Annotated in this window: 18 protein-coding genes; 6 read left to right on the top strand and 12 right to left on the bottom strand. The window is 68.0% G+C overall.

Annotated features, from left to right (window positions below):
* The first annotated feature begins 21 nt into the window (after positions 1–21).
* On the top strand, positions 22–1,188 hold the full coding sequence (locus J2W78_RS15525) for a M20 aminoacylase family protein (RefSeq protein ID WP_253371915.1): 1,167 nt from the start codon (positions 22–24) through the stop codon (positions 1,186–1,188).
* A gap of 168 nt (positions 1,189–1,356) precedes the next feature.
* Here J2W78_RS15525 and J2W78_RS15520 read toward each other — a convergent pair whose 3' ends face one another.
* From J2W78_RS15520 to rimP, 7 genes are all read right to left on the bottom strand, one after another.
* Positions 1,357–3,036 carry a methyl-accepting chemotaxis protein gene (locus J2W78_RS15520; RefSeq protein ID WP_253371913.1) on the bottom strand — a complete coding sequence of 560 codons (1,680 nt, stop codon included), beginning with the start codon at positions 3,034–3,036 and terminating at the stop codon, positions 1,357–1,359.
* A 162-nt stretch (positions 3,037–3,198) separates the two neighbouring features.
* The gene (gene truB, locus J2W78_RS15515) at positions 3,199–4,224 is read right to left on the bottom strand and encodes a tRNA pseudouridine(55) synthase TruB (protein WP_253371911.1); all 1,026 of its coding nucleotides are present in this window, start codon (positions 4,222–4,224) and stop codon (positions 3,199–3,201) included.
* Positions 4,225–4,430: 206 nt separating this feature from the next.
* Positions 4,431–4,868, bottom strand: coding sequence for a 30S ribosome-binding factor RbfA (gene rbfA, locus J2W78_RS15510; protein WP_253371909.1), 438 nt, complete (start codon positions 4,866–4,868; stop codon positions 4,431–4,433).
* Between the two features lie 102 nt (positions 4,869–4,970).
* Entirely contained in the window at positions 4,971–7,937 is a 2,967-nt protein-coding gene (infB, locus tag J2W78_RS15505) for a translation initiation factor IF-2 (RefSeq protein ID WP_253371907.1), read from the bottom strand.
* A 64-nt stretch (positions 7,938–8,001) separates the two neighbouring features.
* On the bottom strand, positions 8,002–8,745 hold the full coding sequence (locus tag J2W78_RS15500; protein ID WP_253374056.1) for an RNA-binding protein: 744 nt from the start codon (positions 8,743–8,745) through the stop codon (positions 8,002–8,004).
* 29 nt (positions 8,746–8,774) lie between these two features.
* Positions 8,775–10,412 (bottom strand): transcription termination factor NusA, encoded by a 1,638-nt coding sequence (gene nusA / locus J2W78_RS15495; protein ID WP_253371905.1) that lies wholly within the window; start codon positions 10,410–10,412, stop codon positions 8,775–8,777.
* 112 nt (positions 10,413–10,524) lie between these two features.
* Positions 10,525–11,280, bottom strand: a complete 756-nt coding sequence (rimP, locus tag J2W78_RS15490; protein WP_253371903.1) for a ribosome maturation factor RimP — start codon at positions 11,278–11,280, stop codon at positions 10,525–10,527.
* Positions 11,281–11,590: 310 nt separating this feature from the next.
* Here rimP and J2W78_RS15485 point away from each other — a divergent pair, with 310 nt between their 5' ends.
* Positions 11,591–12,202 carry a CatB-related O-acetyltransferase gene (locus J2W78_RS15485; RefSeq protein ID WP_437178560.1) on the top strand — a complete coding sequence of 204 codons (612 nt, stop codon included), beginning with the start codon at positions 11,591–11,593 and terminating at the stop codon, positions 12,200–12,202.
* Here J2W78_RS15485 and J2W78_RS15480 read toward each other — a convergent pair.
* Positions 12,136–12,354, bottom strand: a complete 219-nt coding sequence (locus J2W78_RS15480; protein WP_253371898.1) for a hypothetical protein — start codon at positions 12,352–12,354, stop codon at positions 12,136–12,138. The two genes, J2W78_RS15485 and J2W78_RS15480, sit on opposite strands and share 67 nt — an antisense overlap.
* Before the next feature lie 154 nt (positions 12,355–12,508).
* Positions 12,509–13,543, bottom strand: coding sequence for an aspartate-semialdehyde dehydrogenase (locus J2W78_RS15475; RefSeq protein WP_253371896.1), 1,035 nt, complete (start codon positions 13,541–13,543; stop codon positions 12,509–12,511).
* A 370-nt stretch (positions 13,544–13,913) separates the two neighbouring features.
* Between J2W78_RS15475 and J2W78_RS15470 the strand changes: the two genes are divergently transcribed.
* Entirely contained in the window at positions 13,914–14,768 is an 855-nt protein-coding gene (locus tag J2W78_RS15470) for a hypothetical protein (protein ID WP_253371894.1), read from the top strand.
* Positions 14,769–14,881: 113 nt separating this feature from the next.
* On the top strand, positions 14,882–15,295 hold the full coding sequence (locus J2W78_RS15465) for a hypothetical protein (RefSeq protein WP_253371893.1): 414 nt from the start codon (positions 14,882–14,884) through the stop codon (positions 15,293–15,295).
* A gap of 65 nt (positions 15,296–15,360) precedes the next feature.
* On the opposite strand, the gene speG is transcribed toward J2W78_RS15465, so the two are convergent.
* From speG to zigA, 3 genes are all read right to left on the bottom strand, one after another.
* A complete protein-coding gene (gene speG / locus J2W78_RS15460; RefSeq protein WP_060770138.1) occupies positions 15,361–15,909 on the bottom strand; it encodes a spermidine N1-acetyltransferase in 549 nt (182 codons plus the stop codon).
* 83 nt (positions 15,910–15,992) lie between these two features.
* On the bottom strand, positions 15,993–16,286 hold the full coding sequence (locus J2W78_RS15455) for a hypothetical protein (RefSeq protein ID WP_253374055.1): 294 nt from the start codon (positions 16,284–16,286) through the stop codon (positions 15,993–15,995).
* Between the two features lie 17 nt (positions 16,287–16,303).
* Positions 16,304–17,524 carry a zinc metallochaperone GTPase ZigA gene (zigA, locus tag J2W78_RS15450; RefSeq protein WP_253371891.1) on the bottom strand — a complete coding sequence of 407 codons (1,221 nt, stop codon included), beginning with the start codon at positions 17,522–17,524 and terminating at the stop codon, positions 16,304–16,306.
* A gap of 226 nt (positions 17,525–17,750) precedes the next feature.
* Here zigA and J2W78_RS15445 point away from each other — a divergent pair, with 226 nt between their 5' ends.
* Both J2W78_RS15445 and J2W78_RS15440 read left to right on the top strand, forming a co-directional pair.
* A complete protein-coding gene (locus J2W78_RS15445; protein ID WP_253371889.1) occupies positions 17,751–18,377 on the top strand; it encodes a TetR/AcrR family transcriptional regulator in 627 nt (208 codons plus the stop codon).
* 76 nt (positions 18,378–18,453) lie between these two features.
* Positions 18,454–18,933: a DUF2852 domain-containing protein gene (locus J2W78_RS15440; RefSeq protein ID WP_253371887.1), complete on the top strand. Its 480-nt coding sequence runs from the start codon at positions 18,454–18,456 to the stop codon at positions 18,931–18,933.
* The last annotated feature ends 104 nt before the right edge of the window (positions 18,934–19,037 follow it).

The following is a 19,037-nucleotide window of genomic DNA, read 5'->3' as shown; positions in this document are numbered from 1 at the left end:
TCTTCCGGAAAGGTTGGATCCATGCCCGTAATCGACCGCATCGTCGATCTCTCGGAGGAGATCACCGCCTGGCGGCACGATCTCCACGCCCATCCGGAGCTTCAATACGACGTCCATCGCACCGCCGGTTTCGTGGCGGACAAGCTGCGCGCCTTCGGCTGCGACGAGGTCGTCACCGGCATCGGCCGCACCGGCGTGGTCGGGGTGATCCGCGGGCGGGCACACGGCTCGAACCGCGCGATCGGCCTGCGCGCCGACATGGACGCGCTGCCGATCCAGGAAATCCGCGACCTACCCTACCGTTCGACGGTGCCGGGCAAGATGCACGCCTGCGGCCATGACGGGCACACCGCCATGCTGCTGGGTGCTGCGAAGTACCTCGCCGCGACCCGTGACTTCGACGGCCGCGCGGTGCTGATCTTCCAGCCGGCCGAGGAGGGCGGCGGCGGCGGAGAGGCGATGGTGCAGGATGGGATGATGGAGCGCTTCGGCGTCGAGTCGGTCTACGGCCTGCACAACGTGCCCGATCAGCCGCTCGGCACCTTCGCGATCCGGCCCGGCCCGATCATGGCCTCCACCGACCGCTTTACGATTCTGATCGAGGGCAGGGGCGGGCACGCGGCCCTGCCGCAGGCGGCGATCGACACGGTGCTGGTCGGGAGCCATATCGTTGTCGCCCTGCAATCCATCGTCGCCCGCAACGTCGATCCGCTCGACTCGGGCGTCGTCTCCGTCTGCGCGGTCGATGCGGGCGAGGCGTTCAACGTGCTGCCGCAGACGGCGGAGCTGCGCGGCACCATGCGGGCTCTGAAGCCGGCCGTGCGCGACCTGATGCGCGTGCGGCTCGCGGCGATTGCGGAGAATGTCGCCGTCGCCTTCGGCGCGCGGGCGAGCATCGATTTCGCCAGCGGCTACCCGGCGACCGAGAATCACCCGGCCGAGACCGACTTCATTGCCCATGTCGCCGCGCAGGTCGTGGGCGAGGATCAGGTGGTGCGCGATGTCGCTCCGATGATGGCGGCCGAGGATTTCTCCTACATGCTCGCCCACCGGCCCGGCGCCTACATCTTCATGGGCAACGGCCCCTCCGCCGGCCTCCACCACCCGGAATACGACTTCAACGACGCCGCGATCCCCTACGGCGCCTCGCTCTGGGCCCGGATCATCGAGACAGGGCTGCCGGCCTAGAAGCCGCAGGCCTGAGTGATACGGCTTCCGGACGATCGCATCGGGTTTGGCCCGGCTCCGTCATCGCGAGGCGAAGCCGAAGAGATCCAGGGCGCGCCTTCTCCGGATCTTGCGGAGCCCCGGATTGCTTACGCCGCGCCTCGCAAGGGCGGGCGGATCCGGAAGCGATCAAGCGGCGTGCACCCGCGCCAGGAACGTCCCGATCGCAACTTGCAGCGCGGCGCTGCCGTCACCGACCCTCTCGGCACCGGAGCGGACTTCGTCGGAACACTCTTCGTTGGAGGCGGCCGCGGTGCGGACCTCCCCGATACTCTGCGACACCGTGCGGGCATCGGCTGCGGCCCCGGCGATGGCACAGGCAATCTCGTGGCTGGCCTGCCCCTGCTGCTCGGCCGCCGCCGCGACTTCGGCGGCGATGAGGCTGAGCTGCGCGATCGTTTGCCCAATCTCCTCGATGGCGCCGCCTGTGCCGCCCGCGGCCTGCTGGATCGCCGCGATCTGGGCCGCGATACGGTCGGTCGCCGTCGCGGTCTGGCCGGCCAGGGCCTTCACCTCGCCGGCCACCACCGCGAAGCCGCGACCGGCCTCACCCGCGCGGGCGGCTTCGATCGTGGCGTTCAGGGCGAGGAGGTTGGTCTGTTCAGCCACCGTGCGAATGAGCGTGACCACCGCACCGACCTCGTCCGCCGCCCGCGACAGGGTCGCCACCGTCGTCTCCAGCCCGCGGGCATCGGTGAGCGCCGTTTCGGCGATGCGGCTCGCGTGGCGGACGCGCTCGCCGATGCTCCGGGCCGAGCCTGAGAGTTCCTCGGCGGCACCCGCGATGCTGTCCACCACGCCCGCCGACTGATCCGAGGCGCCCGCGACCTCCGCCGCGCGAAGGGTGGTGTCGCCCGCGGTCTCGCGGAGTCGGTCGGCGGCGGCGCGCATCGCCTGCGCCGAGCCGGCGAGGTCGGCCACCGCCCGCCGTGTCTCGTCCTCGAAGTCCTGCGTCGCCGCAGCGAGACGCACGCCACGGGCGCCGTCCTGCGACAGCCGCTCGCGAGCCGCATCGTCGAGTCGGCGCTTCTCGATCAGCGCCGCCTGAAACCGGGCGATGGTGCCGGCCATCTCGCCGACTTCGTCGCGGCGCGCCGTGAACGGCACCGTCTCGTCGAGCCGATCGTCGGCGAGCGCCTGCATGGTGGCTTTCAGCCGGTGCAGCGGTCGCTGAATCTGCGTTCGGATGATCCAGAATGCCGCGAGCAACGCCAGGATGAGGGCCGCCGCCGGAGCGGCAATGAGCGTGATGAAGGCCTTCCGCTGCGCTTGCGCTGCCGCGTCCCGCTGCTCATCCAGGCGCGCGAGCACGTCGCGGCCCAGCGCAGAGATCTCCGCCACCATGCGCTCGCGGTTCTTCACCGTCGCCTCGTCGCTCGCCTGGATCAGGGCGGCGCGCGGTGAGACCGCGAGACCGAGTTCGGCGGTTTCTGCCTGATAGGCGACGAACTCCTTCACCGCGAGGTCGAGCCGGCGCCGCTTCTCCGGCGGCAGATGCCCTTCCATCGCGGACAGGAACGGCCCGCGTGCCGCCTCCACGTCACCGAGCGCCGTCTGAAGCGCGGAGAGCCGCGCCTTGGCCTCGTCGGTGTCGGTTGCGGTGTAGACGGCGGTGGCCTGGACCACGGCGTGCTCGATGGCCTGGGCCAGACCTCGGGCCTGGAGCCCGGCATCCCAGAAGGATTCGGTAAGCGCGGCGCGGGCCTGCTCCTGTGAGGCCTGCCGCAGGGCGAAGGCCGAAATCCCCGCCCCGACGAGGCCGAGGAGCCCGACCACCATGGCCAGCTTGAAGCCCAGAGATACGCGCATGAAAAAGCCCGCCGATCCGTAGAGTCGACGGGCTTCTAGGGAGTGGGCGCTTGCCCCTAGGTTAAATGAAGCCGGCTATTCTCGAATATGTTCGATGAATTGGCCGTGATCAGTTTCGATTATCGTGATTCATCGGAGCGATGAGGCCGAAAGAACGATCCTTCAGTTTCGCGGTGGTGCCGTTCCACCAAGGTGAAACACTCGGTGCGGCACCAGTTCACCGCGCTCGACGTCACCGACGGCGACGAGCACGCCGCCGCAGGTCGCGTAAGCCTTGCCGCCGATCGGCGCATCCTGCCCGCGCAGGATCACCGGCTGACCACGCATCAGGCGGAGCCCCATATCGCGGCTGACCGCGACCGAGGGAACCTCGTCCAAGGCTGTCTCGACCGCGTGGAGATGCATCTCCGTGCTCTCTTCGAGGGCGGCGACGCTGCAGGCAGCCGCCTCCTCGAAGGGGCCGACGCGAGTGCGCCGTAGGGCGGAGACGTGACCATAGCAGCCGAGCACCCGCCCGAGATCGCGCGCCAGAGCGCGAACATAGGTACCCTTGCCGCATTCCGCGGCGATCACGGTGCGGTCGCCGTGGTGCTCGATCACCGAGAGGTGATCGATGCGCACCGAGCGGGCAACCAATTCCACCACCTCGCCGTCGCGGGCGAGATCGTAGGCGCGCTCGCCTTGAATCTTGATAGCGGAGTAGCGCGGCGGCACCTGCTCGATCTCACCGACAAAGGCCGGCAGAGCCGCTTCCAGCGCCTCACGGGTCGGACGGACGTCGGAGGTTTCGACCGGGCGCCCCTCGGCGTCGTCGGTGTCGGTCTCGACACCCCAGGTCACCTCGAAGCGGTAGGCCTTGCGGCCGTCCATCACGAACGGCACCGTCTTCGTCGCTTCGCCGAGCGCGATCGGCAGGATGCCCGATGCCAGCGGATCGAGCGTGCCGGCATGGCCCGCCTTCTTGGCGTTGAACAGGCGCTTCACCACCGCCACGGCCTGGGTCGAGGTGATGCCGACACCCTTGTCGAGCACCACCCAGCCGCTCACGTCGTTCTTCTTCGGCCGGTCATGGCGCGGACGGCCGCGCTGAGGGCGGCGTCCGCCCCGCGGCGGCCCGTCCCGACGAAGATCGCCCCGCGGCTCCTGCGGCGCTTCACCGGCGCGTTCGGAAGAAATGTCGTCTTGCATCCTGTCCTCGATCGACGGGTTTTCCAGAGCATCGTCCCGACAGGTGGCCACTGGCTGTCGGACAAAACGATGCAAAAACAAAAGCGGGGAGCATCGCCCTGGATCCGATCTCCAGGACGAGGCTCTTGAGCGGCTCAGCCCATCAGGGGGCCGTCACGCGGCCCGTTGGGCGAAGGGGCGGAGCAACGTCAGCCCCCGGATGGTGATCAATCGCGCGAGGGCGAATCCGGTTCGCCCTCGTCGTCTTCGCGAGGCGCACTTTCCAGATCCCGCTGAACCTTCTCGCTTCGCAGGATCTGGTCGATCCGGGCCGCCTCGTCGAAGGTCTCGTCGCGCCGGAAACGCAAGTCGGGCGCGAATTTCAGGTTCACCCGCCGGGCCACTTCCTGGCGGAGGATCTTCTTGTGCCGCTCGAGCGCGGCGATCACCGGGGCCTCGTCCTGCCCGCCGAGCGGCATGACGTAGGCGGTGGCCAGCTTGAGGTCCGGCGACATCCGAACCTCGGGAACGGTGACGACATGCGAGTCGAGCACGGGATCCTGAATATCACGACGCTGCAGCACTTCGGCCAGAGCGTGGCGAATGAGTTCGGCCACGCGCTGCTGGCGCTGCGTGGGGCCGGAGGGAGTCTGTTTTTGGGCCATCGGCTGATCGACGTCGCTGAACCATCAGGCGGGTGCCTGGAAACAAAGGGGGCCGCAGCTTTCGCCGCGGCCCCGTAAGGAAGAGCGGTAGGGAAGGGCCGCTCAGAGCGTGCGCTTGATTTCCTCGACGTTAAAGCACTCGATGAAATCGCCCACGCGCATGTCCTGGTAGTTCTGGAAGGACATACCGCACTCGTAGCCGGCCGTGACTTCCTTGGCGTCGTCCTTGAGGCGCTTGAGCTGGGACAGCTTGCCCTCGTGGATCACCACGTCGTTGCGCAGCAGGCGGACATGGGCGCCGCGCTGGACCACACCCTCCATGACCCGGCAACCGGCGATCTTGCCGACCTTCGACACGTCGAAGATCTGCAGGATCTGCGCCTCGCCGAGCTTCTCCTCGCGGAGCGTCGGCGGCAGCATGCCCGACAGCGTGGCTTTGATGTCGTCCACGAGGTCGTAGATGATGCTGTAGTAGCGGATCTCGGTGCCGTCGCGCTCGGCCGCGTTGCGGGCCTCCTTGTGGGCGCGCACGTTGAAGCCGATCACCACCGCCTTCGAGGCGTTGGAAAGCGTGATGTCCGACTCGGTGATGCCGCCGACACCCGAGAGCAGGATGCGAACGCCGACTTCGTCGTTGCCGAGGGCCGTGAGCGCGCCGTTGATGGCCTCGACCGAACCCTGCACGTCACCCTTGATGATGATGGGCAGCTCCTTGCGGTTGGCGCCTTCCTTGGCCTCGCGCATCATGTCGACGAGCGAGCGGTTGGCACCGCCGGTGCGGGCGTTCAGGCGCTCGCGCTTGATGCGGGCGCGGTATTCCGTGACCTCGCGGGCGCGGGCCTCGTTTGGCACCACGACCACGCGGTCGCCGGCGTCGGGCGTGCCGTTGAAGCCGAGCACCTCAACCGGGACCGATGGGCCGGCATAGGGCACATGCTTACCGGTGTCGTCGATGAGGGCACGGATGCGGCCCCATTCGGCGCCGGCGACGACGATGTCACCGGTGAACAGCGTGCCGCGCTGCACGAGCACGGTGGCGACGGGGCCGCGACCACGGTCGAGCTGAGCCTCGATCACGGTGCCTTCGCCGTCGCGCTTTTCGTTGGCGCGCAGGTTCAGGATTTCGGACTGAAGCTGAAGGCCCTCGAGAAGCTCCGGCAGACCGTCGCCGGTCTTGGCGGACACCTCGAACTCGAGGGTCTCACCGCCCATCGACTCCACTTGGATGTCGTGCTGCAGGAGCTCGGTGCGCACCCGCTGCGGGTTCGCATCGGGCTTGTCGATCTTGTTGATGGCGATGATCATCGGGACGCCCGCCGCCTTGGCATGCTGAATCGCCTCGACGGTCTGGGGCATCACGCCGTCATCGGCCGCCACCACGATCACAACGATGTCCGTCACCTTGGCGCCACGGGCGCGCATGGAGGTGAAGGCCGCGTGGCCGGGGGTGTCGATGAAGGTCACGAGATCGCCCGAGGGCGCCGCCACCTGATAGGCACCGATATGCTGGGTGATGCCGCCGGCCTCACCCTCGACGACGTTGGCCGCACGAATCGCGTCGAGCAGCGACGTCTTGCCGTGATCGACGTGACCCATGATCGTGACGACCGGCGGACGCGGATCGAGATCCTCCTCCAGATCCGGCTCGTCGGAAGTCAGACCTTCCTCGACGTCCGACTCGGCGACGCGGCGGACCGTGTGGCCCATCTCTTCGGCGATGAGCTGAGCCGTATCCGAGTCGATCACGTCGGTGATCTTGTGGATCTGGCCCTGCTTCATCAGCAGACGGATGACGTCCACCGCCCGCTCGGACATGCGGTTGGCGAGTTCTTGGATGGTGATCGTCTCAGGAATTGTCACGTCGCGGACGATTTTCTCCTTGGGCTCCTCGTGCCGGTGCCCGCTCATCCGCTGCTGACGGCGGCGGAAGGAGGCCACGGAACGGGTACGCTCTTCCTCGCCCGCTGTTGCGTTGGCGATGGTGAGGCGGCCACGGTTACGGTCGCCGCCCGGCGATTTCGGCGTCTTGGGCGGCGTAATGATCTTGAGCGGCATACCGGGGCGACGAATCACCCGCTTGGTATCCGACTCCTCCTCGGCCGCAGCAGCGCCGGGACGGCCGGCGGGACGCGCGGCGGCACCCGGACCCGCGGGGCGAGCGGCGGTGGTCGGGCTCGGCGCCTTCTCGGGCTCCGGTGCCGGGGCTGGGCGCGCCATGAAGTTCAGGTCGCGCGGCTTCTTGATGTCCGCCGTGATGGTCCGCCGCGGCTCGGCCGGCGGCTGCGGGGCCGGACGGGCCGCCGAAGGACTCGGACGGACACCGGGACGGGCGCCAGTGGCAGACGGACGCTGCGCCGCAGCGCTCGGTCGCGCCACCGACGGAGCGGCAGCCGGACGCGCGGGGGCGGGAGCCGGACGAGAGACCGGGGCTGCGGTCGCGGCCGGGGTCGGCGCAGCAGCGGCAACCGGCTCCGGCGCCGCCGGGGCGGCAGCGGCGGGTGCAGCCTCGGCGGCGGGTTGGGCAGCGACGCGCGCAGCCTCTTCCTCGGCGCGGCGACGGGAGTCCTCCGCGGCCTTGCGCCGGAGTTCATCGTCCTGGCGACGCCGCTCATCCTCTTCGCGGCGGCGGGCCTCGGCCGCCTCACGCTCGCGGCGCTCGGCTTCCTCGCGGTCGCGGCGGGCCTGAATCTCGGCCTCGGCGCGCGCACGGGCTTCGGCCTCGCGGCGCTGCGCATCAGCCAGGGCGGCGGCGCGGGCATCCCGCTCCTGCTCGCTCAGGGTGCGCAGCACGACGCCGGAGGCACTTCGGCCAGCCGGACGCGCGGCCGGAGCCGGCGCGGGTGCCACGGAAGCCGGACGCGGCGGCGGTGCGGTGGGCTCACGGGGCGCGACCGCTCCGGGCGCGGCACCGATCGTACGCCGCTTCACCGTCTCGACCACGACGGACTTCGACCGCCCGTGGGAGAAGCTCTGACGGACCGTGCCCTGCTCGACCGGACGCTTGACCGTCAACGGCTTCGAGGGGGCTCTGGTCTGCGTCTTGTCACCCGGATTGTTCGTATCGCTCATTCAGTCTGAACCCTGAGGGTTTCCATCGTCCCATCGGCCGGCGGCGGGCATGCCCGGCCGAGTGTCATGTCAATTCGTCGTCGTGCGAATCGAAGGCGGTCGCGCCAGCGGCAAGCGGGGCGTCCTCTTCAGACGCCGACGCCATACCCTCGAAGGTGCGGAACCGACGCCAACGCGCGAGATAGCCGGTAGTGCCGGCTCCCGCGATAAGGGCAGCGTGTATCACATGATCCCGGCCCAATGCCATGTCCAATTCGGTGTTGGACAGGTCATCGACAACGGGAATAACCGATATGGCATCGCCGTAGCGCCGCCGCAAGGCAGCCGCGAGCTTGCGCCGACCGTCCGGAGCGGCGTCGCTGGCATGAATCACCGCCGCGACGCCGACGGCTCCGCCGATCGCCGCCTCGACCTTGCCGAAGCCGGTAACGACGCAACCGGCCTTGTTGGCCAGCGCCAGGGCCTGACGCATGTCGGTTCGGAGCCCCTCGGCAACCTGATCGGGGAGATCGGGCGAGACTTTCGCCTCATTGGTCTTGAAGGCGCGGTTGAAGGCACGGCGCTTGACCGCGCCTTCGATCGTCGCTCGCGTCGCGGTCACCCATGCGCCGCGACCCGGCAGGCGTGCGCGCAGATCCGGCACGACGGTGGCGTCGGGCCCCAGCACGAAGCGGATCATCGCCGAGGGCGGCTGCGCCGTACGGGTGATGATGCAGGTGCGCACAGGCTCCCGGCCGCGGCCCGGGCCACGGTCGAGATCCGGGCCGGTCTCGGCCGATTCGCCGTCCGTGCCCTCCTGCGCAATCATGTCCTGCACTGTGTCTCCGTTCCTCCGGCTCAAGCCTGCTGCGGTTCGGCCGGCACTTCCTCGGTCGCGTCGCCGTCGAGCGCGTCACCCTCGGCGGCCTCACCCTCCGGCTCCGGCAGCGCGTCGATCCAGCCGGCCTTCAGGCGGGCTTCCATGATGAGCGCCTCGGCCTCGGCCCGCGACAGCTCGAAGCCGTCGAGGTAGCCGGCATGGCGCACGGCCTCGGGGCCGCGGCCCTCGGTGTAGCCGACGAGATCGTCGGTCGCGCAGCCGGCGAGGTCTTCGACGGACTTCACCTCGTTCTCGCCCAGCGCCACCATCATCGCGGTGGTGATGCCGTCGATGTCGCGCAGTTCGTCTTCGACGCCGAGTTCGCGGCGGCGGTCGTCCTGCTCCTGCTCGATGCGGGCGAGGTAATCCTGGGCACGGGCCTGGATCTCGGCACCGGTCTCCTCGTCGAGGCCCTGGATGTTGGAGAGTTCGGCGACATCGACGAAGGCGATTTCCTCGACGTTGCGGAAGCCTTCCGCCGCCAGCAACTGGCCGACCGTCTCGTCCACGTCGAGCGCTTCCATGAACACCTGGGTGCGCTCGGCGAACTCCTTCTGGCGCCGCTCCGACTCCTCGGCCTCGGTCAGGATGTCGATGTCCCAGCCGGTGAGCTGCGAGGCGAGACGCACGTTCTGGCCGCGGCGGCCGATGGCCAGCGAGAGCTGGTCGTCGGGCACCACCACCTCGATGCGGTCGGCCTCCTCATCGAGCACCACCTTCACGACCTCGGCCGGCTGCAGCGCGTTGACGATGAAGGTCGCCTGATCTTCCGACCACGGGATGATGTCGATCTTCTCGCCCTGAAGCTCGCCGACCACCGCCTGGACGCGGGAGCCGCGCATGCCGACGCAGGCGCCGACCGGGTCGATCGAGGAATCGCGGGAGATGACGGCGATCTTGGCGCGCGAGCCAGGGTCACGGGCGACCGCCTTCACCTCGACAATGCCGTCGTAGATCTCCGGCACTTCCTGGCCGAACAGCTTGGCCATGAATTGTGGATGCGAGCGCGAGAGGAAGATCTGCGGTCCGCGCACCTCGGAGCGCACGTCGAACAGGTAGGCGCGGATGCGGTCGCCGGGACGGAAGGTCTCGCGCGGGATCATCTCGTCGCGGCGGACGATGCCCTCGCCGCGGCCAAGATCGACGATGACGTTGCCGTACTCGACGCGCTTGACCACGCCGTTGAGGATCTCGCCGATGCGGTCCTTGTACTCGTCGTACTGGCGGGCACGCTCGGCGTCGCGCACCTTCTGGACGATGACCTGTTTGGCCGATTGCGCGGCGACCCGGCCGAAATCGAACGGCGGCAGGGTATCGGAGATCACGTCGCCGATAAGGGCGCCGGGGTTGTAGCGGCGGGCCTGATCGAGGGTGATCTCGCGGGCGTCGTTCTCGACCTGCTCGACCACAAGCAGGTGGCGGGACAGGCGCAGCGCACCGCTCTTCGTATCGATCTCGGCGTGGACGTCGGTCTCGGCGCCGTAGCGGGAGCGGGCCGCCTTCGCGATCGCCTCTTCCATCGCCTCGATGACGATCTGGCGGTCGATCACTTTCTCGCGGGCCACGGCCTCGGCGATCTGCAGGAGTTCGAGCCGATTGGCGCTGACGACAGCCATGGGGTCTGGTCCTTCTTCGGTCGTGTCTTCCGCTGCGGGAGCGGGCTTACTCTCAAGGTCTTTTCGCATCGCGACGGCGCCGGAACCGGCTGCCCGAAGCGATGCCGCGGGATCAGTGAAGCGTGTCGCGGTTCTTGAGGCGGGCGGCCTTCGTGACGATGCCGCCGCCGGGCTTGGGCTTCTTCGCCTTCACCGGCTTGTCGCCCTTCTTGTCCGCCTTGGGCTTGGGCCGCTTCGGCTGTGGGATGAAGCGTACCTGCGGCGCCTCGTCCTCGGCCTCCGCGTCCTCTACGTCATCGATCTCCTCGCCGTCCTGCGGCGGGGCGGAGCCACGGCGGAGCGATTCGCGAATCAGGTCGTCGGTAAGGACGAGATGCGCCTCGCCGAGATCGCGCAGCGGCACGTCGATGCGGCTCGGAAGGCCCGGCTTCACGTCGGGAAGGTCGATCGGCACCGTGGCGCCGTCCGCACTCGGAACCCCGATGATGCCGCGGAAGCGCTTGCGCCCGTCCATCGGCACGGCAAGTTCGACCTTGGCCTCGTATCCGGCCCAGCGCTCGAAATCGGAAACGCGCACCAGGGGCCGGTCGATCCCGGGCGAGGAGACTTCGAGATAGTAGGCGCCGCCGACCGGATCTTCGAGATCGAGGATCGGCGAGATCGCACGGCTCACGGCCTCGCACTCATCGACGCCCATCGTGCCGTCGGGCCGCTCGGCCATGATCTGCAGGGTGCAGCCGTTGGTGTTCGAGATCTTCACCCGGACCAGCCGGAAGCCGAGGCCCTCGATCGGTCCCTCGACGATCCGGGCGACGCGCGCGGCGGCGCCGGTCTCGCTGACAAGACGTTTCTCGGTAGGCTCCGCCATGCTGTCGTTTTCCGAAGGTCTCGATCGGGGTTAAGCTTGGCAAATCCAGCGCTGGAGGTGCTCGCGAAAATAAAAAAGAGCGGACCCCGGGGGGCCCACTCCCGCAAGCAGCCTATCGACTGCACCAGAAATGTTGAGCCGTGACTTAACCCCGCTGCGTGGCGAATTCAAGCGCTTCCAGGCGTCATCTCACGTTCCGGATGCCGCGCTCCGGCCATCACCGGCTGCGAACACCGGCTCCATCGCACGCGAGAGGAGAGGCACCTTGCCGGCACCCACGATCGGACCGGATCCGGATGCGCTGCACCCGATGGCCGGGCACAGCCGCGTCACCTTCATCCGCAACCTCGACCTGCCGGAGAATGTCGAGGCCGGCGCCTACACCTATTACGACGATCCGGCTGGCTCGCAGGCCTTTCTCGACGCGATTCTCTACCACTTCGCCTTCATCGGAGATCGGCTGGTGATCGGGAAGTTCTGCGCCATCGCCGCGGAGACGCGCTTCCTGATGAACGGCGGCAACCACCGCCTCGACGGCCTCTCGACCTATCCCTTCCCGATCTTCGGCGGCGACTGGATCGGGCGCTTTGCGGGGGAGCTCGATTTTCCGAGCCGGGGCGACACCGTGATCGGCAACGATGTCTGGCTCGGCTTTCGCAGCACCGTGATGCCGGGCGTGACGATCGGCGACGGCGCGGTGGTCGCAGCCCATGCCGTCGTCACCGCCGACGTGCCGCCCTACGCCATCGTCGCCGGCAACCCTGCGAAGATTGTCCGCCGCCGTTTCTCGGAAGAGGAAGCCGCACGCCTTCAGGCCGTGGCGTGGTGGGATTGGCCGGTAGAGCGCATCACCGCTCACCTGCCCCTGATCGGCGGCGGCGACATCGCCGCGCTCGAAGCGGTCGCGTCGGCGGCCCCGTAGGGCACCAGCGGCGGGGCGAGCTGCGCCGGCCCATGCTCGGTGGCCAGGATTGCGGCGATCCAAGCCAGCAGCAGGATGACGACGATGACCTCTTGGCAGGAGGGGCGCGGTGTCGGGCGGTCGTCGATTCGGCGGAGGTCGAGCGCGGGCATGTGCCGCCTCTGAACGCCGTTTGTTTCCGCTTTATGTGGGAAATTTACCCACAAGAAGACTGGATTACATTCTCGCTTCGGATGATGGCTCCAAACGCAAGACGCCGCCCCGGGGATGGGACGGCGCTTTGCGTCATCAGGACAGAGAGAGCGTTCAGGCCGCCTGCTTGGCCTTGTTCAGGAGCTTGCGGTTCACCAGCACCTCGGCAATCTGCACCGCATTGAGCGCCGCGCCCTTGCGCAAGTTGTCCGAAACGCACCAGAAGTTCAGGCCGTTCTCGATCGTGGCGTCCTCGCGGATGCGGGAGATGTAGGTGGCGTCCTCGCCAGCCGCCTCATGCGGGGTCATGTAGCCGCCGTTCTCGCGCTTATCGATCACGAGGACGCCCGGCGCCGCGCGCAGGATCTCGGTCGCCTGCTCCGGCGTGATTGGACGCTCGAACTCGACGTTCACCGCCTCGGCATGGCCAATGAAGACCGGCACGCGCACCGCGGTCGCCGTGAGCTTGATCTTGGGATCGAGCATCTTCTTGGTCTCGGCGACCATCTTCCACTCTTCCTTCGTGTAGCCATCCTCCATGAACACATCGATGTGCGGGATGACGTTGAAGGCGATCCGCTTGGTGAACTTCTTCGTCACCACCTCGCCGGCGGTGAACACGGCGCGGGTCTGGCTGAACAGCTCGTCCATCGCCTCCTTTCCGGCGCCGGAAACGGACTGATAGGTCGAGACCACGACGCGCTTGATGGTTGCCGCCTCGTGGAGCGGCTTGAGCGCGACGACGAGCTGCGCGGTCGAGCAGTTCGGGTTGGCGATGATGTTGCGCTTGGTGAAACCGGCGACCGCGTCGGCATTCACCTCCGGCACGATCAGCGGCACGTCGGCGTCGTAGCGGAACGCGGACGAGTTATCGATCACCACGCAGCCCTGTTGGCCGATGCGCGGGCTCCACTCCTTCGACGTCTCGCCGCCGGCCGACATCAGGCAGATGTCGGTGTCGGAGAAGTCGTAGGTGTCGAGCGTTTTGACCTTGAGAATCTTGTCGCCGAAGGAGACTTCCTGGCCCAGGCTCCGGCTGGAGGCCAGCGCCACGACCTCGTCGGCCGGGAAGGCGCGCTCGGCCAGGATGTCGAGAATCTCGCGGCCCACATTGCCCGTGGCTCCGACGACGGCGACCTTGTAACCCATCTCACCAAACTCCGCTGCGCAGGCCGGATAACACCGGACCGCCTCTTCCCGTCGCCGGCGGACGCACCGCTCGGGCCCTTGGTTCGGGAAGATTCCATAGGCTAAGGAACCCGACCCGGTTCATCGCCGAGGTGGGCTCTCGAAGCACCCGGAGCAAGATGCCCGGCGTGCTCACCTGTCAAGGGGCGCGTGCCGCCAGCAGCCGTGCGGTCGTGACAGGACGATGCGAGCGGCAACCCGGCATTCACCATCGGACGAGGAATCCGAGGACAGGCGGTGCTTCCTCAACCCGCTGGTGGCGAGAGCCGGGGCAAAGATCGGGCAACGGCGAGGGCCCCTGCGGCCCCGCGGACCCGACAAAGGCCTGCGCATGCTCCCCCACCCGGACGACGCCTTCGACAGATCGGACGATTCCCAAGATCTGCTTCGCCAAGACCTGCCCCGCCCCCGGCCCCTCCGCCGCATGCGGCTGGCGGCCAAGCTTGCGGCCAGCGCGGCCCTGATCGCCGGCCTCTCCCTGGTCGCCCGCGACCGGGCCGTTGCGCCCGAGCCGCCACAGGCTTGGAGCGAGCCGCCGCGGGCGGCCGAGGGCGCACGCCGGGCGATGGCCGCGACGGAGCCGCTGCTGACGTTGCGGAACGACGCGGCCGAGTTGCCGCCACAACCTGGACCGACGCGTTGGAATTCCGGCAACGGGCAGCGTGAGGACAGCGTGAGCCAGGGCGCGTTCGACATCATCGAGGCGCCCTATCTCCTCCTCACGGCCACCGATGCGGGCGGGCGGCCCGAGCCCGGTGCCAGCCTGTTCGTGACCCTGGTGCGCCGGGCAGCCGACGGGCGCGGCCTCTCCGTGATCCGTACTGGAGAGCGCGGCATCGTCGGGACTGCCCTCGGCAGTTTCGAGACCGTCGAGACGACGCTGGCGGCGGCGGGCAAGCGCAGTTGTACGGGCTTCCGCAGCCTCGACTTGAAGGCGGTGGCGATCGACGGCTGGCTGTGCGGCATCCTCGGACAGACGCCGGAGCCGCGCGCCGTCGCCTGTGCCATCGACCGGATCACCCTGGCCGGCCGTGTGACGGCGGCGCTGGGCGCCGATGCCCTCACCGGTGCGAACGCATGCCGGACCGAAGAGGCCACCGCGGCGTTGCCGGGCGACAGCACCGGCTCGATCGCCGTCGCCGAGGCGCCAGCGAGAAACAATGCGGCAAAAACGCGGCGAAAATGATCGAGCGTGGCCATATTCCGGGAACAACGGTCACGCCAGAACGTCTACTCTGCAACAAGCGGGATTCTTAACGAACGGCCCGTACGGTCGCCTCTCACACGACAAGGTACGCCATGCGCTTTTCCAAGCTCGCCCTGATGGGCGCCATGACCCTCACCGCGATCGGCTTCGGAACCAGTGCTGAGGCCCAGGGCCCCTACGGTAACCCCGGCTACGTGCGTGTGAGCCAGCCGCTGCCGATCCGCATCAAGCCGCGCTCCTGGCTCGATGCCGGCAACGTGGTCGAGCCCGGCAACGGCTCGGTGGCGAACCCGGCGACCAACCCGGCCCTCATCGCCGCCTCGAACCAGCTCAACCCGCCCTACGGGCGCAGCGACCGTTACGGCGAGGGCTTCCTTCCCGATCCGATCACCAACGGACCGTTCATCGGTGCGCGCTCGACGGCGATCCGCAATGTCGATTTCTCGGCCATCGACGCGATCGACCCGACCTCCTACGTGGCGCGCTACGGCAACCCGTACCGGTAAGACTCACGTATTTTCATGACGGATGGAGCGGGCCCCTTGGGGCCCGTTTTCGTTTTGCGACCGTGTCAGGTCTTGAGCACCGGCTCGGCCACGTCGCCCGCGCCACGTTCGGCGAGATAGTGGGGCTGGAATAGGCACATGCGCACCGCGTCGCGGTAGCGGCCATTGACGAAGAACTCGTCCCTCAGAATGCCCTCCGGGCGGAAGCCGCAGCTTTCATAGATGCCGGCCGCGCGCTTGTTGTCCTTGTCCACATGCAGGTAAAGCTTGTGGATGTTGAGCACTTTGAAGGCGTAATCGATGGCGATGCGGGTCGCGCGCTTGGCGTAGCCCTTCCCCTGATGGTCGGGGTGGATCGCGATCTGGAATTCGCAGCGCCGGTGCAGGTGATTGATTTCCACCAGCTCGACCATGCCCGCGGGTTCGCTGCGCTCCGTGGCGATGATGAAGCGCCGCTCGGTCTGATTGTGGATGTTGCGCTCGTAGAGCTGCGCAAGTTCGGCGAAGGACTCGTAAGCCTCCTCGAACCAGTATCGCATGATGCTGTCGTTGTTGTTGAGCTGATGCACGAAGAGGAGGTCTTCGCGCTCCAGCGGTCTTAGCTTGATACTCATGTCCGGACTCGGGCCAGGGCGGGATCGGTGTTGGCCCCTGGCCTACTCCCACGCCGACCAAGACGGAATGATGAAAGCCGGCTTCAAAGCGCACGAAGCCCGGCCTCCTCCGCAGCCAGCGCTCGGGCGGCGGCCTCATCCAGGTCATCGAGCGGGCCACGAAAGCGCAAGGCCCGCGTTGGCTCGCCGGCCCGCATTACCAGCACTACCGTCTCGACGTCCGGGCAGCCGGGGTCGGGGCAGGCGATCTCGTTGACCGACAGGGCGTCCGCCTCGCTCAACCCGAATGCCGGATGAAGCAGAGCCTTTGCGCGCGATGCTGCCTGCGCCAGCCCGGCCGACCGGGCACGCCAATCCTTCAGGCTAACGAAGCCCATCCCGTGCAATCCTCCGCTCAGGCCGCCGCCCTGCGCCACGCCGGGAAGGGATCGGGCAAGTCGCGATAGGCGTCCGCATCGAAGCGCCGGACTTCGGCCGGGCCGACGAGGCAGGCGTCGAGGGCGACGGTGATCGCGTTCCGGTCCATGCTGCGGCCGATGAAGACGAGTTCCTGGCGGCGGTCGCCCCAGACCTCGCTCCAGACTGTGTGAAGCCGCTCGCGGAAAACCTCTTCCTCCGGCCAGCGCTGGCGCGGCACTGCCGCCCACCAGAAACCCATCGCGCCGATATGCGCCACGGCGCCGGCAAGCGAGAATTCACCGACCCATTCGGGCCGGGTCGCGAGCCAGAAGTGCCCCTTCGCCCGGATCAGCCCCGGCCAGGTCGTGTTGGCGAACGCTTGAAACTTCTGCGGGTCGAGCGGCCGGCGCGCCCGGTAGACGAAGGAGCTGATCCCGTACTCCTCGGTCTCCGGCACGTGCTCGTGCGCGCCGTAGAGCTCCTTGAACCAGAGTGGATGTTCCTGCGCCTTCTCCTCGTCGAACAGCCCGGTATCGAGGATGGCGCCTGGCGGCACTTGTCCATGGGACGCCTCGACGATGCGCGCATCCGCGTTGAGGCCCCGCACCACCGAGCGCACGAGGTCGAGGTGATCCGGCGAGACGTCGCGCGCCTTGTTGATCACGACGACGTCGGCAAACTCGATCTGCTCCACCAGCAGATCGACCAGGGTGCGGGTGTCGTCGGCCCCCGCGGTCTCGCCGCGCTGGCGCAGGAAGTCGTTCGAGCCGTAATCCTTGAGGAGGTTCACCGCATCGACCACGGTCACCATCGTGTCGAGCCGCGCCACGTCGCTGAGCGCTTCGCCGGCCTCGTCGCGGAAGGAGAAGGTGCTCGCGACCGGCAATGGCTCGGCGATACCGGTGCCCTCGATCAGCAGGTAGTCGAAGCGCCCCTCGGCGGCGAGGCGGCGAACCTCGGCTAGCAGGTCGTCGCGCAGGGTGCAGCAGATGCAGCCGTTGGTCATCTCCACGAGCCGCTCATCCGTGCGCGACAGATCGGCCCCGCCGTCGCGGACGAGGTCGGCATCGATGTTCACCTCGCTCATGTCGTTGACGATCACCGCGACGCGCCGACCCTCGCGATTGTTGAGGACGTGGTTGAGCACCGTCGTCTTGCCGGCGCCGAGAAAGCCCGACAGCACGGTGACGGGCAGGCGGGAAGTGGTCTCAGGCATGGTCCATCCGCTAGGGTGACGTCAGAATTGTTACTTTATAACATTGCAAGATCGCGGCGACGTCAAGCCGAACTGGTGGAAAAGATGGTCGACTCGTAGACCGTCTCGGGAGAAAAGGCCGGAGCGGTTCCGACGCCGGCGAAGTGCGGTCGCGCGTCGGGACCGGTGAGGCTTTTCATCGGTTGCAACCGCACGCCGATCGGTTTGCGCGAAGGAGGGGGATCGGGTGCGACCGTGGCGCGAGGGACCGGGCGACCGGCGCAGCTACCATCACGGCAACCTCAAAGAGGCGCTGATCGAGGCTGCGCGCCGCTTCATCGCCGAGCGAGGGATCGGCGGCTTTACGCTGGTCGACGCGGCCCGCTTGGTCGGCGTGACGCCCGCAGCGCTCTACCGCCATTTCCGTGGGCGTGAGGCCCTGTTGGAGGAAGTGGCGGGCCGCGGCTTCGCAGACCTCGCCGACCGGCTGGCGCGGGCCCTGACAGGCCGCGGAACGCCGCTCGAGCGGTTCACCCGCATGGGCGAAGCCTATCTTGCCTTCGCCGAAGAGGAGCCGGGCTACTACGCGGCGATTTTCGAAGTGCGCGGCCAGGCAGTCCCTGCTCACGCTCCCGAACGGCCAAACCCATTCGACCTTCTCGTCGAAGCCCTTCGCGCGACTTTCCCCGACGGTTTCGACGGCGTCGACCCGCGCTTCCTCGCGCTCGAGGTTTGGGCGCTCTCGCACGGCATCGCCACGCTGTCGGCGGCGGGCCAACTGCCGAAGCCCGGACCGGACAAGTACGAACTGCTGCGCGCGGGCGTTCTCGCCCTCGTCCATGGCGCCGGTGAGCGGACGAAAGATAAGGTTTAGTCGCCGCGCCCTTGAAACGCCCGAGGCGGGTCCGCATGTGAATGTTGTTCACATTCACACCCCGGAGTCCTCAGCCGTGAACACGTCCTCCACCTCTCCCTGGTCCTGCGGCGCGTCTCACCGCAGCGGCCCTTTTCCCAAGCGTTCCCTCGAAATCGGCGCGATCGTCGTCGCGTTCGTCTATTGGTGGCCGGTCGCCGTCGCCTACGTCGCCTGGAAGATCGCGGGCTATCCCGCCTTCAGCCAGATGAAGGAGTTCGCCAACAGCGGCAGCTTCAGCTTCGCGGGCGGCGATGGCCGGTCGCGCTTCGCCCGCGCCTTCGAGGCCGCCAAGGGGTATTCCGGCACCAGCGCCATGTCCGGCAACTGGGCCTTCGAGGAGTATCGGCGGGCCGAACTGGAGCGCCTGGAAGCACGCCGCCGTGCTCTCCAGGAAGAGAGCCGCGCCTTCACCGATTTCGTGGAGGAACTGAAGCGGGCGAAAGACCGTGAGCAGTTCGATGCCTTCATGGCCAAGCGCCGCTCGGAAGGCGGTGGCCCGACCATCGGCGCCTGATTCGCGAGAGCCGGCTTGCCGGCACAGGCCGATCACTTCGATCTTAGAGGGCTCCCCGTCGGCAACGGCGGGGAGCCCTTCGCTTGTCCGGCTCAATCTGTGTG

The organism is Methylorubrum extorquens, from assembly GCF_024169925.1.
Classification (GTDB): Bacteria; Pseudomonadota; Alphaproteobacteria; order Rhizobiales; family Beijerinckiaceae; genus Methylobacterium; species Methylobacterium extorquens_A.
Note: the sequence above shows the minus strand (reverse complement) of the source record. Positions and strands in the feature narration are given on the sequence as shown.

What these genes read in the sequence shown, in the direction of transcription:
- zigA (WP_253371891.1), bottom strand. Translation starts at nt 17,524, where the DNA reads ATGCCTGAGACCACTTCCCGCCTGCCCGTCACCGTGCTGTCGGGCTTT.
- J2W78_RS15455 (WP_253374055.1), bottom strand. Translation starts at nt 16,286, where the DNA reads ATGGGCTTCGTTAGCCTGAAGGATTGGCGTGCCCGGTCGGCCGGGCTG.
- rimP (WP_253371903.1), bottom strand. Translation starts at nt 11,280, where the DNA reads ATGGCGGAGCCTACCGAGAAACGTCTTGTCAGCGAGACCGGCGCCGCC.
- J2W78_RS15500 (WP_253374056.1), bottom strand. Translation starts at nt 8,745, where the DNA reads ATGATTGCGCAGGAGGGCACGGACGGCGAATCGGCCGAGACCGGCCCG.
- infB (WP_253371907.1), bottom strand. Translation starts at nt 7,937, where the DNA reads ATGAGCGATACGAACAATCCGGGTGACAAGACGCAGACCAGAGCCCCC.
- truB (WP_253371911.1), bottom strand. Translation starts at nt 4,224, where the DNA reads ATGCAAGACGACATTTCTTCCGAACGCGCCGGTGAAGCGCCGCAGGAG.
- nusA (WP_253371905.1), bottom strand. Translation starts at nt 10,412, where the DNA reads ATGGCTGTCGTCAGCGCCAATCGGCTCGAACTCCTGCAGATCGCCGAG.
- J2W78_RS15475 (WP_253371896.1), bottom strand. Translation starts at nt 13,543, where the DNA reads ATGGGTTACAAGGTCGCCGTCGTCGGAGCCACGGGCAATGTGGGCCGC.
- rbfA (WP_253371909.1), bottom strand. Translation starts at nt 4,868, where the DNA reads ATGGCCCAAAAACAGACTCCCTCCGGCCCCACGCAGCGCCAGCAGCGC.
- J2W78_RS15520 (WP_253371913.1), bottom strand. Translation starts at nt 3,036, where the DNA reads ATGCGCGTATCTCTGGGCTTCAAGCTGGCCATGGTGGTCGGGCTCCTC.
- J2W78_RS15470 (WP_253371894.1), top strand. Translation starts at nt 13,914, where the DNA reads ATGCTCCCCCACCCGGACGACGCCTTCGACAGATCGGACGATTCCCAA.
- J2W78_RS15485 (WP_437178560.1), top strand. Translation starts at nt 11,591, where the DNA reads ATGGCCGGGCACAGCCGCGTCACCTTCATCCGCAACCTCGACCTGCCG.
- speG (WP_060770138.1), bottom strand. Translation starts at nt 15,909, where the DNA reads ATGAGTATCAAGCTAAGACCGCTGGAGCGCGAAGACCTCCTCTTCGTG.
- J2W78_RS15525 (WP_253371915.1), top strand. Translation starts at nt 22, where the DNA reads ATGCCCGTAATCGACCGCATCGTCGATCTCTCGGAGGAGATCACCGCC.
- J2W78_RS15465 (WP_253371893.1), top strand. Translation starts at nt 14,882, where the DNA reads ATGCGCTTTTCCAAGCTCGCCCTGATGGGCGCCATGACCCTCACCGCG.
- J2W78_RS15480 (WP_253371898.1), bottom strand. Translation starts at nt 12,354, where the DNA reads ATGCCCGCGCTCGACCTCCGCCGAATCGACGACCGCCCGACACCGCGC.